Raw genomic sequence first — 20112 nt, forward strand, 5'->3', positions numbered from 1 at the left:
CTCCTCAACGGAAGGAGCCGCCATGGCTGGAAACGTTCCCCCGGTCGCCGACGAGCGCGAGGGTCTCCTCGCCTACCTCGAGCAGCAGCGCCACGTCCTGCGGATCGCGGCGCACGGCCTTACCGAAGAACAGGCCAGAGCCGTCCCCACCAGAAGCTCGCTGAGCGTCGGCGGCCTGATCAAGCACACCGCGTTCACGGAAGACGGCTGGATCGACATCCTGCTCCAGAAGCCCTCGAAGCCGATGGACGAAGCGATGAAGGAGTACGAAGCCGGCTACGTGATGGCTGAAGGCGAGACGCTCGAAGACGTGTTCGCGCGCTACGACGAGGTCGCCCGCCGAACCGCGGACGTCATCGCCGGTATAGCCGACCTCGGCCAGCCGGTCCCGGTGCCGAAGGGCGTGCCCTGGTATCCGCAGGACGTCGACGCGTGGTCGGTCCGCTGGGTGCTGCTCCACCTCATCGAGGAGACCGCGCGCCACGCCGGGCACGCCGACATCATCCGCGAGCACATCGACGGCGCGACGGCGATCCCGCTGATGGCCGCCGCGGAAGGCTGGCCGGAGACGCCCTGGCTCAAGCCCTGGTCGCCTGCCCAAGGCGACTAGAACAAGGTCGGTTCGTCCGCCAAAGCGCCTTCGATGACCAGCATCCGGCGCTTGGTGGCGACCCCTCCGCGCGCGGAGAAACCGCCGTCCTTGCCGCCGGCGGCGAGTACGCGGTGGCACGGCACGATGATCGGGAACGGGTTCCGGCCCATCGCCTGCCCCACGGCCTGCGCGCCGCCGGGCATGCCGAGGATGTTCGCGATGTCGCCGTACGTCAGTGTCTTGCCCGCGGGGATGGTGCGGATGAACTCGTAGACCCGGTGGTGGAAGTCCGGTACTCCTTCGTAGTCGAGGCCGACGCCGGTGAGGTCCGTGCGCTTGCCGTCCATCAACGAGACGATCCCGTCGATCGCGCGCTGGATCTCGCCCGGCGGTGTGGATTCGGTGGCTTCGGGAAGGCGCGCGGTCAGTCGCGCCCTCGTCTTCTCTTCACTGCCCTCGGGGAGCTGGACCGCGACGACCCCGCGTTCGCTCCATGCGATGCCACAGTCGCCGATCGCGGTGCCGAACACGGAATAGCCCGGTGCCGTCATGTGCCCAGGGTACGAGAGCGGTCCGACAGTTTCGGGTTCACCGCCATGCCGCGGTGCCGCCGGAGCCGTGGCTGCGGTAGGAGTATGCACATGAGCGACCTCGTGCTTGATCACCTCGTCTACGCCGGGCCGGACCTCGAAGAGGCCGTCGCGCGCGTCGCCGAGCTGACCGGCGTCACGCCGGTACGCGGCGGAAGGCATGTCGGGTTCGGTACGGCCAACTATCTGGCCGATCTGGGCGCCGGCGCCTATCTCGAGGTGGTCGGCCCCGACCCGGACCAGCCCGAGCACATCGGGCCGCGTCCGTTCGGTATCGACGAGCTGACCGCGCCGGCCCTGGTCACCTGGGCCGCACGGGTGGAAGGCATCGACACGGCGATCGCCGAAGCGCGTGAACGTGGTTACGACCCGGGCGAAGCGTCCGAGATGTCGCGGACCACCGACGACGGCGAACTGCTGACCTGGCGTCTCACCGGTGCCGGCAATCTCGGCGGGCTCGCGCCCTTCCTCATCGACTGGGGGAGCACCCCGCATCCGACGACGCGGGAGCTCCCGTCGATCCCGCTGCTCATGGTCACCGGCGTCCACCCCGAGCCCGCCGCGGTCGAATCCGCGGTCCGCGCGCTCGGGATGGACATGCTCGTCCGGCGTGACACGAAGCCCGGCCTGGTGGCCGTGCTGACGAACTCAGCGGGGAAGCAGGTCGCGCTGAGCTGAGCGGGTCACGACGGTGCCCTCCCGCCAGCCGTTGGTCATCGGCAGCCGCCGGTCCCGCCCGAACGCCTTGAAGGTGATCTTGGTGCCCGGCGGGTACTGGCGGCGCTTGTATTCGGCCTTGTCGACCATCCGCACCACGCGGTCGATGGTCTCCGGCTCGAAGCCCGCGTCGACCAGGTCGACGTAACCGCGGTCGCCCTCGATGTAGTCGTCGAGGATGTCGTCGAGCATCAGGTAGTCGGGCAGCGAATCGCTGTCCAGCTGACCCGGCCGCAGTTCGGCCGACGGCGGTTTGGTGATCGAGTTCTCCGGGATCGGCGGGGTTTCGCCGTTCTTCTCGGCTTCCGCGTTGCGCCACTTGGCCAGATGCCAGACGTGCGTCTTGAACAGGTCCTTGATCGGCGCGAAGGCCCCGACGGCGTCGCCGTAGATCGTCGAGTAGCCGACGGCGAGTTCGGTCTTGTTCCCGGTGGCGAGCACGAGGTGACCGTCCTGGTTGGACAGTGCCATCAGCAGCATGCCGCGGACGCGGGCCTGGATGTTCTCCTCGGCGAGGCCGGTCAGCTGAAGCTGCTCGACGTAGACCTTGACCATGTCCGCGATCGGCTCGACGCGATAGTGCGCGCCGATCCGGCGGGCGAGATCTTCGGCGTCGCCCTTCGAGTGCTCCGAGGAGTACTCCGAAGGCATCGAAACGCCGTAGACGTTGTCGCCGCCCAGCGCGTCGGCGGCCAGCGCCGCCACGACCGCGGAGTCGATGCCGCCGGAGAAGCCGAACGTCACCGACGAGAAGCCGTTCTTGTGCACGTAGTCGCGAAGGCCGACGACGAGTGCGTGCCACACCTCGGCCTCGTCCGACAGCGGCTCGCTGATCGCGGACTCGGTGCGCGGGGTGTACGCCGGGACGGGCTCCTCGCTGAGCACGCGGCGCTTCACCCGCAGGCCCTCGAACTCGCCCTCGGCGGTGTGCCCGCCCGACTCGAGATCCGTGTCGACGACGAGCAGGTGCTCGACGAACTGCGGCGCGCGCGCCAGCAGCCGTCCGTCCGCGCCGACCACGATCGAGTCGCCGTCGAAGACCAGGTCGTCCTGACCGCCGACCTGGTTCGTGTACACCAGCGGCGCCCCGGCCTCGGCCGCGCGGCGCGCGATCAGCGGCAGGCGGATGTCATCCTTCGCGCGCTCGTAGGGTGAAGCGTTGGGCGCGACCACGAGGTCCACGCCGGCCTTGCCCAGCGCGGAGATGGGGCCGCCGTCCTGCCAGACGTCCTCGCAGATCACCATGCCGACGTCGACACCGTGGAAGCGGACGACCTCGAGGTCGTGGCCCGGCTTGAACCAGCGGTGCTCGTCGAAGACGCCGTAGTTGGGCAGGTGGTGCTTGAACTGGCGGGCGACCACTTCGCCGCGATAGAGCGCGGCCGCCGCATCGCGCGGGCCGGCCTCGTCCAGATCGAGATAGCCGATGTAGGTGAGCACCTCGCCGCAGCCGGCTTCTTCGAGCCGCCGCGCGAGCACGTCCACCATCTGCTTCGAGGCGGAGGCGAAAGTCGGGCGGAGGGAGAGGTCCTCGACGGGATAACCGGTGAGGGACATCTCCGGGAAGACGACGATATGGGCGCCTGCTTCGGCGGCTTTGCGAGTCCACTCGACGGTGAGCTCGGCGTTGCCTTCGAGGTCCCCGACGGTGGTGTTGACCTGGGCCAGTGCGATGCGCAGTTGCGGCATGCCGACATTCTCACCCACCGGCGCCCGCGGGGACGACCGGATGTGCCGAATCGCCCACCTGGGGTCCGGCCGGGCGAAAAGAGAGCGGGGGACCTTTGCTCCCACTTCTCTCAACGTCGAGAGAAACGACAGCAAAGGTCCCCCGCTCCCCGCGCGCTACTTGCGCTTGATCATGCTCCGCACCTTCTTGATGGTCTGCTCGAAGTCGGAGTCGAACGGGTTGTCGTGCACCAGGTAGGTCCACGTCGTGTTCGCCCGCCGCACGCCCGCGTCACCGAGGTCGATCCCGTTCTCGGTGATCTCGGCCTCCTCGAGCGTCTTCGCCGCCCGCTCGGCCGCCTCCGGGATGATCTTGTGGAACTCGGGGATCGCCGCGCGGTGGAACTCGTCGATCGGCGTCTCCCGCGCCAGCGCCCGCAGGTGGATGCTCTCCCGCACGTCGGTCAGGAACGCCAGGTGGTCCGACCACAGCTGGTCGATGTGGAACAGCAGCACCTCACGGCACAGCTGCTCGACGCGGGCCTCGTCGTCGACAGCCTCCGAAAGCTCCTTGAACTTCTCCGGGTGCGCCTTCTCCAGCACCTCCGCCGCGTGCTTCGTCCGCAGCACCTTGTCCCGGTGCTCCAGCAGCTCGCCGCGCTGCCGCTCGATCAGCCGCGTGTAGCGCCAGGTGTTCCGGTGGATCTCCAGGTCGACGCCCTCGGCCACGCGCTGCGCGTGGTTGATCTGCCGCAGCGCCGCCGGGTCGGTGATCTCGCCGCTGCCCACGTCGGAGCTGATGCCCTCGGGGATGTCCGGCGCGTTCGACAGCACGAGCTCGTCGTTCAAGCTGGCGAAGAACACCGCACTGCCCGGGTCGCCCTGGCGTCCGGACCGGCCGCGCAGCTGGCCGTCCAGCCGGCTCGACGGGTAGCGGGCGGTACCGATCACGTGCAGGCCGCCCAGCTCGACGACCTCGTCGCGGCCTTCGCCGTCCTTGCCACCCAGCCGGATGTCGGTGCCTCGGCCTGCCATCTGGGTCGAGACGGTGACCGCGCCCTTCTTTCCGGCGTCGGCGATGATCGCGGCTTCCTCTGCGTCATTACGCGCGTTGAGGACGACGCATTCGAGGTCGACCTTCGCCAGCTTCTCGGCCAGCTCTTCGGATTCGGCGACGTCCTGGGTGCCGACGAGGATCGGCCGCCCGGTCTCGTGCACCCGCCGGATCTCCTCTTCGATCGCGCGCAGCTTCTGCGACGGCGATCCGAAGATCCGGTCCTCCTGGTCCTCACGGATGTTCGGCGTGTTCGGCGGGATGACCGCGACCTCGAGTTTGTAGAACTCGCGCAGCTGCTCGGCGACCGCGACCGCGGTACCGGTCATCCCCGCGACCTCCGGGTACCGCGCGAGCAGCGCCTGCACGGTGATCGAGTCGAGGATCTCGCCGCGGTCGGTCGCCTTGACCTGCTCCTTGGCCTCGACGGCCGCCTGGAGGCCGTCCGGCCAGCGCTGAAGTTCCGCGACGCGGCCGCGCGCGGCGTTGATGAGCTGCACCTTGCCGTCGCGCACGAGGTAGTCGACGTCGCGGGTGAGCAGGGCGTGCGCGTGCAGCGCCACGTTCACCGCGGGCAGCCTGTCCGAACCCGTCTCGTCGTAGAGGTTGATGTCGTCGCCGAGGGCCTTCTCGACCACCGACGCGCCCGCCTTGGTCAGCCACGCGTTGCGGCCGTCGGCGTCGGTCTCGTAGTGCAGCCCGAGCCGAAGCCGCCGGACGATGTTCGCGACCTCTTCGTCGGCGTCGGTGTGGTCGATCGACCCGGCCATCACCAGCGGCACGCGGGCCTCGTCGACCAGCACGGAGTCCGCCTCGTCGACGATCGCGACCTCGGGCTCGCGCTGGACCAGGTCCTCCTCGCGGGTCACCAGCCGGTCGCGCAGCACGTCGAAGCCGATCTCGCTGACGGCGCCGTACGTGACCTCCTTCGCGTACGCCTCGCGACGCTCGTCGCGGGAATGCGCGGGCTCGACCCAGCCGACGGAGACACCGAGCAGGTCGTAGATCGGGCCCATCCACTCCGCGTCACGACGGGCGAGGTAGTCGTTCACCGTGACGACGTGGACGTGCTTCCCGCGCAGGGCGTACCCGGCACCGGCCAGCGCACCCGCCAGCGTCTTGCCCTCACCGGTCTCCATCTGCACGATGTGCCCGCTGAGCAGGCCCATCGTGCCCAGCAGCTGGACGTCGAAGGCACGCTCGCCGAGCGCCCGCCGCGCGGCCTCGCGACCGAGCGCGCAGACCTCGATCAGCTGGTCGTTGCCGAAGGAAGACGCTTCCCGAAGCTTGCCGGCCCGCTCTGTCAGCTCCTCGTCGGAGAGCTTCTCCAACTCGGGCTCGAGCTTCTCGATGGCCGGCAGCAGCGCTTCGTAGCGGGTCAGCTCGACGCTGCCCGGCCGCTGGATGATCCGGCGCAGCTTCTTGCCCACCCGGCTGATCAGTGCTGCCACCCCTGTGCTCCCGTCTGTTCTTCTGCCGTCCGCACCCGTACCACCAACGCGGTGGTGGTGCGGCCGAGTTCCACGGCCGATGGCACGATCCAACCGTGTCCACTCATGTCAGCGCCAGGTCCCGTGCCCGTCGATTCGCCGCGATCACGCTGTCCGGCCTGCTCGCGGTCACCGTCGCCGCGTGCTCGTCGGGAGAGGGTAGAACCCAGCCGCCGCCTCCGGCCACCGAGTCGCACGCCCCGACCGGGCAGGTGCCCGCCGGACTCGAGAAGTTCTACGGACAGAGCCTGACCTGGGCCGACTGTGCACCCTACGCGACATCCGATGACGCGAAAGCGGCGTTTCGAGTGAAGGACGCACAGTGCGCGCGGCTGACCGTCCCGCTCGACTACGCGAAACCCGAAGGCGACTCGATCACGCTCGGCCTGCTGCGCCGGAAGGCGCTGGAAACCGACGAAAGGATTGGCGCGCTCGTGGTCAACCCCGGCGGCCCCGGCGCCTCCGGGATGCAGGCCGCGGCCGGTCTCGCCTCCCGGACCGCGACGAACGAGCTGGGCAAACGCTTCGACATGGTCGGTTTCGACCCCCGCGGCATCGGCGCGAGCCAGCCTCAGATCCGCTGCCTGTCCGATGCCGAACGCGACGCGGACCGCGCGGACGACAGCGAGACCGACGGCTCACCCGAGGGAGTGAAAAAGCAGGAGACCGAGTCCCAGGACTTCGCGGCGAAGTGCGCCGAGCGGACCGAACACGGCGCCGCGATGCTCGCGAACCTGGGCACGCGCGACGTCGTCAAGGACATGGACATCCTGCGCTCGGTCCTCGGCGAACCGAAGCTGAGCTACCTCGGCTACTCCTACGGGACGCGGATCGGATCCGCCTACGCCGAGGCGTTCCCGGCGAACGTCCGCGCGCTGGTGCTCGACGGAGCCGTCGACCCGGAGCAGGACGCGGTGGAGTCGCTGGTCGCGCAGGGACAGGGCTTCGGCAAGGCGTTCGGGGAGTTCTCGAACTGGTGTGCCGCACGCGAAGACTGCGCCCTCGGCCGCGACGCCGCCGGCGTGACGAAGGCGTTTCAGGATCTGGTGCGCCCGCTGATCGATTTCCCGGTGCCGGTCAGCGACGGCCGGAAGCTGTCGTACGAGGACGCGACGACAGGCGTGATACAGGCCCTCTACCAGGAAGATCTCTGGGAACCGCTGAACTCCGCACTCAACGACCTGAAGCGCCAGCGCGGCGACGGGCTGGAGAAGCTGGCCGATCTCTACAACGAACGCGGCGCTGACGGCCGCTACGGGACGACGCAGGACGCGTTCGTCGCGATCCGCTGCGTCGACGACCCGCGGGTCACCGATCCGGCGAAGATCCTCGACGCGCAGAAGCGGTACGCGGAGGCGGCGCCGTTCCTCGACGACGGCAGGCCGGACGGTTCCGCGCGTGATGCCTGCGCCTTCTGGCCGGTGCCGAACACGTCCGAACCGCACCAGCCGAACGTCGAAGGGCTGCCGAAGACGCTGGTCATCTCGACGACGAACGACCCGGCGACCCCCTATCAGGCGGGCGTCAACCTCGCGAAAGCGATCAAGGGAGCTTTGCTCACGTTCGAGGGCAACCAGCACACCGTGTTCCTCCAGGGTGTGTCGTGCGTCGACCGGATCGGCATCGATTACCTGGTGAACGGCGCCCTGCCGGACGAGGGCACGCGCTGCGCCGCCAAGTAACGAGTTCGGCGCGAAGGCCCCATGAGCGGCCGGGACGCTGCGAAGATCGCGAGATGAGCCTTCGCCGCGTCCCGGCCGTGCTCGTTGCCGTCGTGCTCGTCGCCTCGTGCACGACGCAGCAGCCGCAACAGCCACAGCCGGCGCCGTCGCCGACCACCACGGCGTCGCCCACTCCGGACCCGAAGGCGCTCGAGAAGTTCTCCGAGCAGAAGCTGGCGTGGGGTGCGTGCGCGTCCCACACGGACAAGGCGTTCGACTGCGCGAAGCTCACCGTGCCGCTCGATTACCTGAAGCCGGACGGCGAGACGATCTCGATCGGCGTCCTCCGGCACAAGACGAAGAACACCGGCCGTCGGATCGGCTCCCTCGTGCTCAACCCGGGCGGCCCCGGTGGCTCTGGCGTCTCGGCCGCGGCGCGGATCGCGAAGTCCCGGCCCGCGGCGGAGCTGGCCGAACGCTTCGACATCGTCGGATTCGATCCGCGCGGAGTGGGGACCAGCGAGCCGAAGCTCGTCTGCCTCACCGATGCCGAACGCGACGCGGACCGAGCGGAGGATTCGGAAAGCGACTCGACGCCCGATGGTGTCGCGAAGCAGCTCGCTGACGCCAAGGCGTACGCCGCGAAGTGCGCCGAGCGCACGAAGCACGGTACGGAGCTCCTCGCCAACATCGGGACCAGGGACGTCGTCCGCGATCTCGACGTCCTGCGTTCGGCTCTCGGTGACGAGAAGCTCAGCTACCTGGGCTTTTCCTACGGCACGCAGATCGGGACCGCCTACGCCGAGGCCTATCCGGACAAAGTGCGGGCGTTGCTCCTCGACGGTGCGGTCGATCCCCGACTCGACACCGCCGAGTCGCTGGTCACGCAGATGGCCGGGTTCCAGAACACCTTCGCCGAATTCGGCAAATGGTGCGCCGCTCGCGCGGAATGTGCGCTCGGCCGGGACGCGGGCGCGGTGACGAAGGCGTTCCAGGACCTGGTGCGGCCGCTGATCACCGAACCGGTGCCCGCCGGGACCCGCAAGCTCTCGTTCGAGGACGCCATCACCGGGACAAGCGCCGCGCTGTACTCGCAGGACGCTTGGAAGTTCCTCAACGACGGGCTCGCCGAGCTGAAGCGGGGGAGCGGCAAGACCCTGGTCGCGCTCGCGGACAACTACTACGGCCGCGAGACGGACGGCAGGTACACCGGCATCCTCGACGTGTACTTCGCGGTCCGCTGCGTCGACAGCACGCGGATCGCCGACAGGCAGGTCATCGAAGGCGCCCACCAGCGGATGCTCCAGGGCGCGCCGTTCCTCGCCGGTGGCACCCCGGACATGAGCGAGCTCGACATCTGCTCGGTGTGGCCCGTGCCCGCCAGCTCGGAGGTACACAAACCGAACATCGCCGGCCTGCCGAAGCCCCTGATCATCTCGACCACCGACGACCCCGCGACCCCGTACGCGTCCGGGGTGAACCTGGCGCGGGACCTCAAGGGAGCTTTGCTCACGTTCGAGGGAGCGCAGCACACCGTGTTCCTCGAGGGGAACGAGTGCGTCGACCGAGCAGGCATCGCCTACCTGATCGACGGCGCACTGCCCGCCCCGGACGCCCGCTGCTCCTAGCAGAGGAGCAAGGGACCTTTGCTACCACCGAGCCCGCTGACCAGGCATTTCCCGCCAAAACGGAGCAAGGGACCTTTGCTACCGCCCCGCCCCCACGACCACCGCGTTGTGCCTGGTCAACGCCAGTTCCAACATCACCGCGAACTCCTCCGGCCTCGTCGGCGGCACCTGCAGCCACACCCGCACCAGCCGCCGCGGCTCGTCCCGCGAAATCCACAGCTTCACGAACACGTCCGACCTGATCTCCGGCACGATCCCGCCGATCACCGCCGCCGGCACCTTCGCGGCGATCCGGAACGACTCGGTGTCCTGCACCCGCTCCCACCGCTCGCCGCGCAGGTCGGTCGCCCCGGTCAGCAGCCGCCGAAGCCCGCCTTCGGGCCCGAGCATCGCTTCGGGCGTGTACGGCGCCGAAGCCGGCAGCACCTGCTTCCCGCCAGGCCCGCTGAGTGTGATCTCCGAGCCCGACACCCGGTACTCGACCTTCCGCCGCCCGGAGTCGTCCTGCAGGTCGGCCTTACCGACCGCGCCACCCTCGAGGCTGACTTCGCCGTCGAGCCCGCGCACCGGCAGGCCGGTGACGACACCGTTCACCCCGAGCGTGAACCGCACGCTGCGCAACGAGACGAGGGAGTCGGCCGCCGCGCTCACGTAGTCCTGGGCAGGCGGCAACGGGGGTGACCCCGCGCAGCCGCCGATGAGCCCGATCGTGAGCAGCAGCGCCGGCACGAGGTGACGGCAGCGCATGACCGAAGCCTATGGCTTGGCCCGAATCTTTCGCACAGTGTCCTTCCGGCCGCTTTCGCTGGGCTCCGCCGCCCACGACTCTGTACCCGTGCAATCCGAGACCCGGCTCCACCGCGCGTGGTTCGTCGCCGCCGCCGCCTTCATCGCCCTGCTCGCCGCCGCCGGTTTCCGCGCGGCCCCCGGCGTGCTCATCGACCCGCTCCACAACGAGTTCGGCTGGTCGCGCGCGACGATCGCGTCGGCCGTCTCCGTGAACCTCGTCCTCTACGGCCTCTTCTCGCCCTTCGCCGCGGCTCTCATGGAGCGCTTCGGCATGCGACGCGTCGCTTCGACGGCATTGTTCGTCGTCGCGATCGGCGCGGGCGGCACGGTGTTCATGAACGCGAGCTGGCAGCTCATCCTCTGCTGGGGCGTCCTGGTCGGCGTCGGCACCGGCTCGATGGCGATGAGTTTCGCCGCGACGGTCGCCGCCCGCTGGTTCGTCCGCAGCCGCGGCGTCGTCACCGGGGTCCTCACCGCGGCGGGCGCCACCGGCCAGCTGATCTTCCTCCCGATCGTGGCGAACCTCGCCGTCGACGAAGGCTGGCGGACGGCGTCGCTCGTCATCGCCATCGCCGCATTGGCCGTCGTGCCCGTCGTTCTCCTGGTGGTCCGCGATCACCCGTCCGATATCGGAATGACGGCTTACGGCGCGGAGCCCGGCGAAGTCGCCCCTGCCACCCGCACGGGTGGTTCCGTCCGCCGCGCGCTCTCGGTACTCGGCTCGGCAGCGCGCACGAGGACGTTCTGGCTGCTCGCCGTCGGCTTCGCGATCTGCGGCGCCACGACGAACGGCCTGGTCAGCACCCACTTCGTGCCCGCGGCGCACGACCACGGCATGCCGCAGACGACCGCCGCCGGACTGCTCGCCCTCGTCGGGATCTTCGACGTCGTCGGCACGATCGCCTCCGGCTGGCTCACCGACCGCGTCGATCCGAGGATCCTCCTCGGCGTCTATTACGCCCTTCGTGGTGTTTCGCTCGCTCTCCTCCCGCAACTGCTGAGCGGAACGGTGGAACCGAGCATGTGGGCGTTCATCGTCTTCTACGGCCTCGACTGGGTGGCGACGGTTCCGCCCACGGTCGCGCTCTGTGTCCGGCAATACGGCGCCGCCGGGCCGATCGTCTTCGGCTGGGTCTTCGCCAGCCACCAGCTCGGCGCCGGTCTCGCGGCCTTCGGCGCGGGCGCGATCCGCGATTCCTCGGGCAGCTACGCGCTCGCTTGGTACATCGCGGCGAGCCTCGCCGTGATCGCTTCGGTCGCTTCGCTGGCGATCACCAAGGCGGCCAAACCCGAACCGGTCCTCGTGGGGTGATCCACCACTTCCGGCCGAACGGCGCGTCGCGAAACATGTCGTTAACACGTTCTCGTTAGGGTGCGGCCATGGATCGCCAGCAGGAGTTCGTGCTCCGTACCTTGGAAGAGCGCGACATCCGTTTCGTCAGGCTCTGGTTCACGGATGTGCTGGGGTTTCTCAAGTCGGTCGCGGTCGCGCCCGCCGAGCTCGAGGGCGCCTTCAGCGAAGGGATCGGCTTCGACGGGTCGGCCATCGAAGGATTCGCGCGGGTCTACGAGTCCGACATGGTCGCGAAGCCCGACCCCGCCACGTTCCAGGTCCTCCCCTGGGAGACCCCGGACGGCGGCCCGTACTCGGCGCGCATGTTCTGCGACATCGCGATGCCGGATGGTTCCCCGTCCTGGGCGGACCCCAGGCACGTCCTGCGCAGGCAGCTCTCGAAGGCGGGCGAAGCGGGTTTCACCTGCTACGTCCACCCCGAGATCGAGTTCTTCCTGCTCTCCAACCTGCCGGACGACGGCAGTGAGCCCGAGCCCGCGGACAACGGTGGCTACTTCGACCAGGCCAGCCACGCGACCGCGACGCACTTCCGCCGCCACGCCATCGAGACGCTCGAGGCGATGGGGATCTCGGTCGAGTTCAGCCACCACGAGGGCGCGCCCGGGCAGCAGGAGATCGATCTCCGGTACGCCGACGCGCTGACCATGGCCGACAACGTGATGACCTTCCGCTACGTGGTCAAGGAGGTCGCGCTCACTCAGGGCGTCCGCGCGACCTTCATGCCGAAGCCGTTCACCGATCAGCCGGGTTCCGGGATGCACACCCACGTGAGCCTGTTCGAGGGCGATCGCAACGCCTTCTACGACGCGGAAGACCCGTACGAGCTGTCCGCGACGGGCAAGGCCTTCGTGGCGGGGCTGCTGCACCACGCGAAGGAGATCTCGGCGGTCACCAACCAATGGGTGAACTCCTACAAACGCCTGATCAGCGGCAGTGAGGCCCCGACGACCGTTTCGTGGGGCCGCGCCAACCGCTCCGCGCTGGTCCGGGTGCCGATGTACTCGCCGGGCAAGGCGTCGTCACGCCGTGTGGAGATCCGCACGCTCGACTCCGCGTGCAACCCCTATCTGGCGTACTCGGTCATCCTGGCCGCCGGGCTCAAAGGCATCGAGAAGGGCTACGAGCTCCCGCCTCCCGCCGAGGACAACATCTGGCAGCTCTCGGACGCCGAGCGCCGCGCGGCCGGATACGCCCAGCTCCCGCAGAACCTCGGCGAGGCACTGGCGGAGATGGAGAAATCGGAACTTCTGCCCGAAGCGCTCGGAGAGCACGTTTACGACTTCTTCCTTCGCAACAAACGTGTTGAATGGGATAACTACCGCAGCGCGGTGACCCCGTACGAGCTGCGGACCCTGCTTCCGGTTCTCTAGACGAAGGAGACCTGATGGTGCGGCGACCGGTGTTCCGAGTTCTGACGACAGTGGTCGCCGCGGCCATCGTGGCGAGTGCCGCGCCGGCGGCGTCCGCCACCGGGAAGCCACTCGATCTCGACTCCGCCGACATCCCCGCGCTCCAGGCCCGGATGTCCGCCGGACGGCTGACCGCGGTCGGTCTGACCTCGGCTTACCTCGATCGCATCCGCAAGGTCGACCGTAAGGTGAACGCGGTCATCACGGTCGATCCGGCCGCGATCGCGCAAGCCGCGGAGAGCGACGTCCGGCGTCGCGCCGGCAAGACCCGCGGACCGCTGGACGGCATCCCCGTCCTGGTGAAGGACAACGTCGACACCCGCTCCATGCAGACGACGGCGGGCTCGCGCGCGCTGCGCGGCAAGCCCGCGAAGGACGCGACCCTGATCCGCCGTCTGCGTGACGCGGGTGCGGTCGTCCTCGGCAAGGCGAACCTGTCCGAATGGGCGAACTTCCGCGCCGCCAAACCCACTTCCGGGTGGTCAGGCGTCGGTGGGCAGACGAACAACCCGTACGTGCTCGATCGCAACCCCTGTGGGTCGTCCGCCGGATCCGCCGCCGGTGTCGCCGCGTCACTCGCCCAGGTCGCGATCGGCAGTGAGACCGACGGCTCGATCGTCTGCCCGGCCGGGATGACCGCGACGGTGGGGCACAAACCGAGCCTCGGCCTGGTCAGCCGCACCGGCGTGGTGCCGATCTCGGCCGAACAGGACACCGCCGGCCCGATGGCCAGGCACGTCGTCGACGTCGCGCTGACCCTGTCCGCGCTCCAGGGCCGCGACCCGAGCGACCCCGCCACCGGCGCGTACCCGCCGAACCAGCCGACCGACTACGCCGCGCACCTACGGCCCGGTGTGCTGAAGGGTTCCCGGATCGGTCTCTGGCGCCTGCCGGTCCTCGGCCCGGACGTCGACGCGGTGATGACGAAGACCAGGAACTCGCTGGTGAAGGCGGGTGCCGAGGTCGTCGAGGTGACGCCGCCGTACCAGGCCAGGCTCAGCGAACTGGAGTTCCCGGCCCTGCTCACCGAGTTCCACCGGGACATCGATCGCTACCTGGCCACGCGCCCCGAAGGCCCGCGCGACCTCGCCGCGCTGATCGCCTACAACAGGTCCGATCCGCTGGAGCAGACCTGCTTCGCCGGACAGGAGCTTTTCGAGCAGGCGCTCGCCGCGCCCGGCCCGTCCGACCCCGGCTACCAGGCCATGCGCCGCGAGCTCACCGATCTGGCGAAACGCTCGATCGACGAGACCCTCGCGAAGTACCGCCTCGACGCGATCGCCGCGCCCACGAACCCGCCCGCCTGGAAGACCGACTGCAAGACCGGCGACAACGACGTGATCCCGTCGTCGACGCCGGCCGCCGTCTCGGGCTACCCCGCGGTGACCGTGCCGGCCGCGTTCGTCGGCGAGCTCCCGGTCGGTGTCTCGTTCATGGCGGGGCAGTGGACGGACGCCCGGGTGCTCGCCTACGCGGCCGACTTCGAACGTGTCGCGCCCGCCCGTAAACCGCCCCGCTACCTGAAGACCGTCGGATGACGGTGGTGCGTACCGGCTGACCTGCGGCGATGTCGTTAAGTGACCCCCCTGTTTTCAGGGGGTTCCGGGGCATGTAATCTTCTCTTCGTCGCCAGGAACACCGGGCCGCCGGGGCCGAAAGCCCCAAGGCAAGGAACCAGGGCCGAGCGGGTTGACACCGCGAACCGGACCAGGTAATGTTCAGCGTCGGCCCACGAGCGGCCGCCGACCCCCTACGACTAACAGCGTAGGATTCGGCATGCTCGACCAAAAGCTTGTGAATATCGCTTTGAAACAAAGCGTGTTGCTTGAGAACTCAACAGTGTGCTAGTGAACTAAGCCAGTAGAGCTTATGTATTTGAACCTCGTTTTGAGGTTCCTTTGAGAGCATTAATTGCCTCGATTGAATTCGAAGACATTGTTGGAGAGTTTGATCCTGGCTCAGGACGAACGCTGGCGGCGTGCTTAACACATGCAAGTCGAACGATGAACCGGTTTCGGCCGGGGATTAGTGGCGAACGGGTGAGTAACACGTGGGCAATCTGCCCTGTACTTTGGGATAAGCCTGGGAAACTGGGTCTAATACCGGATATGACTGAGCCTCGCATGGGGTTTGGTGGAAAGCTCCGGCGGTACAGGATGAGCCCGCGGCCTATCAGCTTGTTGGTGGGGTAATGGCCTACCAAGGCGACGACGGGTAGCCGGCCTGAGAGGGTGACCGGCCACACTGGGACTGAGACACGGCCCAGACTCCTACGGGAGGCAGCAGTGGGGAATATTGCACAATGGGCGCAAGCCTGATGCAGCGACGCCGCGTGAGGGATGACGGCCTTCGGGTTGTAAACCTCTTTCGCCAGGGACGAAGCGCAAGTGACGGTACCTGGATAAGAAGCACCGGCTAACTACGTGCCAGCAGCCGCGGTAATACGTAGGGTGCGAGCGTTGTCCGGAATTATTGGGCGTAAAGAGCTCGTAGGCGGTTTGTCGCGTCGTTCGTGAAAACTCCACGCTTAACGTGGAGCGTGCGGGCGATACGGGCAGACTTGAGTTCGGTAGGGGAGACTGGAATTCCTGGTGTAGCGGTGAAATGCGCAGATATCAGGAGGAACACCGGTGGCGAAGGCGGGTCTCTGGGCCGATACTGACGCTGAGGAGCGAAAGCGTGGGGAGCGAACAGGATTAGATACCCTGGTAGTCCACGCTGTAAACGTTGGGCGCTAGGTGTGGGCGACATCCACGTTGTCCGTGCCGTAGCTAACGCATTAAGCGCCCCGCCTGGGGAGTACGGCCGCAAGGCTAAAACTCAAAGGAATTGACGGGGGCCCGCACAAGCGGCGGAGCATGTGGATTAATTCGATGCAACGCGAAGAACCTTACCTGGGCTTGACATGCGCCAGACATCCCTAGAGATAGGGCTTCCCTTGTGGTTGGTGTACAGGTGGTGCATGGCTGTCGTCAGCTCGTGTCGTGAGATGTTGGGTTAAGTCCCGCAACGAGCGCAACCCTTATCCTACGTTGCCAGCGCGTTATGGCGGGGACTCGTGGGAGACTGCCGGGGTCAACTCGGAGGAAGGTGGGGATGACGTCAAGTCATCATGCCCCTTATGTCCAGGGCTTCACACATGCTACAATGGCTGGTACAGAGGGCTGCGATACCGCGAGGTGGAGCGAATCCCTTAAAGCCGGTCTCAGTTCGGATCGCAGTCTGCAACTCGACTGCGTGAAGTCGGAGTCGCTAGTAATCGCAGATCAGCAACGCTGCGGTGAATACGTTCCCGGGCCTTGTACACACCGCCCGTCACGTCATGAAAGTCGGTAACACCCGAAGCCCATGGCCCAACCCGCAAGGGGGGGAGTGGTCGAAGGTGGGACTGGCGATTGGGACGAAGTCGTAACAAGGTAGCCGTACCGGAAGGTGCGGCTGGATCACCTCCTTTCTAAGGAGCAACACATCCATCGTTCCCGGGATACCCGGAACCAGAGCGGTGGGGTGGCCAGGACTCAAGTGCCGAATGTGTGCTTGTTCTGGTTGCTCAAGGAATTGTGGAACTACTGGTTATGGTGTCGCCGGCTTCTGCTGGGACGCTCAAGTACTGCACTTTCGGGTGCGTGGAACGGGTGCTTCTGGGGAGTCGGAGGGATTGTTCGCTGGCATGCTGTTGGGTCCTGAGGCAACACGCCGAGGGGCTTACACGAGCTCCAGGGTTGTTTGTTTCTGGTGTGGTGTTTGAGAACTGTAGAGTGGATGCGAGCATCTTTGTGGTCAAGTTGTTAAGGGCACATGGTGGATGTCTTGGCTTCAGGAGCCGATGAAGGACGTGGGAGGCTGCGATATGCCTCGGGGAGCTGTCAACCGAGCTGTGATCCGAGGATTTCCGAATGGGGAAACCCAGCACCAGTTATGTGGTGTTACCCGCATCTGAATATATAGGGTGTGTGGAGGGAACGCGGGGAAGTGAAACATCTCAGTACCCGTAGGAAGAGAAAACAACCGTGATTCCGTGAGTAGTGGCGAGCGAAAGCGGAAGAGGCTAAACCATGCACATGTCAAGCTGTCAGGCGTTGTGTGTGTGGTGTTGTGGGACCCGCCTTGGAGGATCTGACAGTCTTCCGGGTTTGCGCGTGTGTTAGTGGAACGCCTTGGGATGGGCGACCGGAGTGGGTGAGAGTCCCGTACGCGAAAACACATGTTTGTGGACCTTGGTGGTGTTCCCGAGTAGCAGCGAGCTCGTGGAATTTGCTGTGAATCTGCCGGGACCACCCGGTAAGCCTAAATACTTCCTGAAGACCGATAGCGGACTAGTACCGTGAGGGAAAGATGAAAAGTACCCCGGGAGGGGAGTGAAAGAGTACCTGAAACCGTGTGCCTACAAGCCGTCAGAGCCCGAGCACATCTTTGTGATGTTGAGGTGATGGCGTGCCTTTTGAAGAATGAGCCTGCGAGTTAGTGCTGCGTGGCGAGGTTAACCCGTGTGGGGTAGCCGTAGCGAAAGCGAGTCTGAATAGGGCGATTGAGTCGCGTGGTCTAGACCCGAAGCGGAGTGATCTACCCATGGCCAGGCTGAAGCGTCGGTAAGACGACGTGGAGGGCCGAACCCACTTAGGTTGAAAACTGAGGGGATGAGCTGTGGGTAGGGGTGAAAGGCCAATCAAACTCCGTGATAGCTGGTTCTCCCCGAAATGCATTTAGGTGCAGCGTCACATGTTTCTCCACGGGGGTAGAGCTACTGGATGGTCTAGGGGCCTTACCGGGTTACCGAAATCAACCAAACTCCGAATACCGTGGTGTGAGAGTGTGGCAGTGAGACGGCGGGGGATAAGCTTCGTCGTCGAGAGGGAAACAGCCCAGAACACCAGCTAAGGCCCCTAAGTGTGTGCTCAGTGGGAAAGGATGTGGGATTGCCCAGACAACCAGGAGGTTGGCTTAGAAGCAGCCACCCTTGAAAGAGTGCGTAATAGCTCACTGGTCAAGTGGTCCTGCGCCGACAATGTAGCGGGGCTTAAGCACACCGCCGAAGCTGTGTCATTCATACATGTACATCCATCGCCTCCTTGAGAGTGTGATGCAGTGGTATGGATGGGTAGGGGAGCGTCCTGCATCCAGGGAAGCGGCGGCGGAAGCCAGTCGTGGAGGGTGTGGGAGTGAGAATGCAGGCATGAGTAGCGAATGCAGAGTGAGAAACTCTGCCGCCGGATGACCAAGGGTTCCTGGGCCAGGCTAATCCGCCCAGGGTAAGTCGGGACCTAAGGCGAGGCCGACAGGCGTAGTCGATGGATAACGGGTTGATATTCCCGTACCCGAGCACGTGCGCCCAGGATGAGGCGGTTGATACTAACCACCCGAAGCGCCATCCAAGACCCTTCGGGGTGGAGGGTGGTTGTGGAGCGTGGGATCTGATTCCGTAGTAGTCGAGTGATGGGGTGACGCAGGAAGGTAGCTCCGCCAGTGAGTGGTAGTACTGGTGTAAGCGTGTAGACCGGAGTGTAGGCAAATCCGCATTCCATATAGGTTGAGACGTGATGCGTAGCCGATTGAGGCGAAGTAGAGTGATCCTATGCTGCCGAGAAAAGCCTCTAGCGAGTGCGTGCACGGCCCGTACCCCAAACCAACACAGGTGGTCAGGTAGAGAATACTAAGGCGATCGGGTGAACTGTGGTTAAGGAACTCGGCAAAATGCCCCCGTAACTTCGGGAGAAGGGGGGCCAAACACTCTGAAGTCCCTTGCGGACTAGGGGTGGGTGGCCGCAGAGACCAGCGGAAAGCGACTGTTTACTAAAAACACAGGTCCATGCGAAGTCGCAAGACGATGTATATGGACTGACGCCTGCCCGGTGCTGGAACGTTAAGAGGACCGGTTAACCCTTCGGGGTGAAGCTGAGAATTTAAGCGCCAGTAAACGGCGGTGGTAACTATAACCATCCTAAGGTAGCGAAATTCCTTGTCGGGTAAGTTCCGACCTGCACGAATGGCGTAACGACTTTCCGGCTGTCTCAACCACAGGCCCGGCGAAATTGCACTACGAGTAAAGATGCTCGTTACGCGCGGCAGGACGGAAAGACCCCGGGACCTTTACTATAGTTTGGTATTGGTTTTCGGTTCGGCTTGTGTAGGATAGGTGGGAGACTGTGAAGCTGGCACGCTAGTGTTGGTGGAGTCGTTGTTGAAATACCACTCTGGTCGGATTGGGAATCTGAACCTCGGACCATGATCTGGTTCAGGGACAGTGCCTGATGGGTAGTTTAACTGGGGCGGTTGCCTCCTAAAGAGTAACGGAGGCGCCCAAAGGTTCCCTCAGCCTGGTTGGCAATCAGGTGTTGAGTGCAAGTGCACAAGGGAGCTTGACTGTGAGACAGACATGTCGAGCAGGGACGAAAGTCGGGACTAGTGATCCGGCACCACCTGGTGGAAGGGGTGTCGCTCAACGGATAAAAGGTACCCCGGGGATAACAGGCTGATCTTGCCCAAGAGTCCATATCGACGGCATGGTTTGGCACCTCGATGTCGGCTCGTCGCATCCTGGGGCCGGAGTAGGTCCCAAGGGTTGGGCTGTTCGCCCATTAAAGCGGCACGCGAGCTGGGTTTAGAACGTCGTGAGACAGTTCGGTCCCTATCCGCCGCGCGCGTAGGATACTTGAGGAAGGCTGTCCCTAGTACGAGAGGACCGGGACGGACGAACCTCTGGTATGCCAGTTGTCACGCCAGTGGCATGGCTGGTTGGCCACGTTCGGAAGGGATAACCGCTGAAGGCATCTAAGCGGGAAGCCTGTTCCAAGATGAGGTATCCCACCCCTTGTGGGTTAAGGCCCCCAACAGACCATTGGGTTGATAGGCCAGAAATGGAAGCACAGTAATGTGTTGTCGAGTTGACTGGTACTAATAGGCCGAGGACTTGCCCACAAAGATGTTACGCATCCACTCTACAGCTCTGAAACACCACACCGATCTGGAAACAGACTGTGTGTGTTGTTTCGTAGTGTTTCGGTGGTTATAGCGTCAGGGAAACGCCCGGTCCCATTCCGAACCCGGAAGCTAAGCCTGACAGCGCCGATGGTACTGCAACCGAAGGGTTGTGGGAGAGTAGGACACCGCCGGACTAACATTAAAGAAAAGGGTCCAGGCCCCGGTCGAGAACCACGAGTTCT

The 20112-nt window shown here is 65.7% G+C and carries 11 protein-coding genes and 3 rRNA genes; 10 read left to right on the forward strand and 4 right to left on the reverse strand.

Translation table 11 applies throughout. The features are described from left to right. Positions 1–22: 22 nt before the first annotated feature. Positions 23–610 (forward strand): DinB family protein, encoded by a 588-nt coding sequence (locus ACZ1DY_RS06680; protein ID WP_465483881.1) that lies wholly within the window; start codon positions 23–25, stop codon positions 608–610. Here ACZ1DY_RS06680 and ACZ1DY_RS06685 read toward each other — a convergent pair. Next, positions 607–1143, reverse strand: a complete 537-nt coding sequence (locus tag ACZ1DY_RS06685) for a methylated-DNA--[protein]-cysteine S-methyltransferase (protein ID WP_192746467.1) — start codon at positions 1141–1143, stop codon at positions 607–609. The two genes, ACZ1DY_RS06680 and ACZ1DY_RS06685, sit on opposite strands and share 4 nt — an antisense overlap. Positions 1144–1233: 90 nt before the next feature. On the opposite strand from ACZ1DY_RS06685, the gene ACZ1DY_RS06690 reads away from it, so the two are divergent. Further along, positions 1234–1860 carry a VOC family protein gene (locus ACZ1DY_RS06690; RefSeq protein ID WP_465483882.1) on the forward strand — a complete coding sequence of 209 codons (627 nt, stop codon included), beginning with the start codon at positions 1234–1236 and terminating at the stop codon, positions 1858–1860. Here ACZ1DY_RS06690 and ACZ1DY_RS06695 read toward each other — a convergent pair. Together ACZ1DY_RS06695 and secA2 are read right to left on the reverse strand one after the other, a co-directional pair. Further along, entirely contained in the window at positions 1831–3588 is a 1758-nt protein-coding gene (locus tag ACZ1DY_RS06695) for an NAD+ synthase (RefSeq protein WP_126736511.1), read from the reverse strand. The two genes, ACZ1DY_RS06690 and ACZ1DY_RS06695, sit on opposite strands and share 30 nt — an antisense overlap. Positions 3589–3744: 156 nt before the next feature. Then, positions 3745–6072, reverse strand: coding sequence for an accessory Sec system translocase SecA2 (gene secA2, locus ACZ1DY_RS06700; RefSeq protein WP_257488951.1), 2328 nt, complete (start codon positions 6070–6072; stop codon positions 3745–3747). 149 nt (positions 6073–6221) lie between these two features. Between secA2 and ACZ1DY_RS06705 the strand changes: the two genes are divergently transcribed. Further along, the gene (locus ACZ1DY_RS06705; protein ID WP_371878904.1) at positions 6222–7793 is read left to right on the forward strand and encodes an alpha/beta hydrolase; all 1572 of its coding nucleotides are present in this window, start codon (positions 6222–6224) and stop codon (positions 7791–7793) included. Between the two features lie 53 nt (positions 7794–7846). Then, positions 7847–9400, forward strand: coding sequence for an alpha/beta hydrolase (locus ACZ1DY_RS06710; protein WP_465483883.1), 1554 nt, complete (start codon positions 7847–7849; stop codon positions 9398–9400). 78 nt (positions 9401–9478) lie between these two features. Here ACZ1DY_RS06710 and ACZ1DY_RS06715 read toward each other — a convergent pair whose 3' ends face one another. After that, positions 9479–10147: an LppX_LprAFG lipoprotein gene (locus ACZ1DY_RS06715; protein WP_465483884.1), complete on the reverse strand. Its 669-nt coding sequence runs from the start codon at positions 10145–10147 to the stop codon at positions 9479–9481. Between the two features lie 88 nt (positions 10148–10235). On the opposite strand from ACZ1DY_RS06715, the gene ACZ1DY_RS06720 reads away from it, so the two are divergent. The 6 genes from ACZ1DY_RS06720 (at position 10236) to rrf (ending at position 20064) form a co-directional block, all read left to right on the forward strand. Continuing rightward, entirely contained in the window at positions 10236–11501 is a 1266-nt protein-coding gene (locus tag ACZ1DY_RS06720) for an MFS transporter (RefSeq protein ID WP_465483885.1), read from the forward strand. A gap of 68 nt (positions 11502–11569) precedes the next feature. Further along, complete coding sequence (gene glnA, locus ACZ1DY_RS06725) at positions 11570–12913, forward strand: type I glutamate--ammonia ligase (RefSeq protein ID WP_016331613.1); 1344 nt, start codon at positions 11570–11572, stop codon at positions 12911–12913. 14 nt (positions 12914–12927) lie between these two features. Then, positions 12928–14490 (forward strand): amidase, encoded by a 1563-nt coding sequence (locus ACZ1DY_RS06730; protein WP_465483886.1) that lies wholly within the window; start codon positions 12928–12930, stop codon positions 14488–14490. A gap of 397 nt (positions 14491–14887) precedes the next feature. Beyond that, a 16S ribosomal RNA gene (locus tag ACZ1DY_RS06735) occupies positions 14888–16406 on the forward strand. Positions 16407–16730: 324 nt separating this feature from the next. Further along, positions 16731–19867 (forward strand): 23S ribosomal RNA (locus tag ACZ1DY_RS06740). 80 nt (positions 19868–19947) lie between these two features. Next, positions 19948–20064, forward strand: a 5S ribosomal RNA gene (rrf, locus tag ACZ1DY_RS06745). The 16S, 23S and 5S rRNA genes sit together here, the layout of an rRNA operon. The last annotated feature ends 48 nt before the right edge of the window (positions 20065–20112 follow it).

It is taken from the genome of Amycolatopsis sp. PSD-21, from assembly GCF_055561455.1.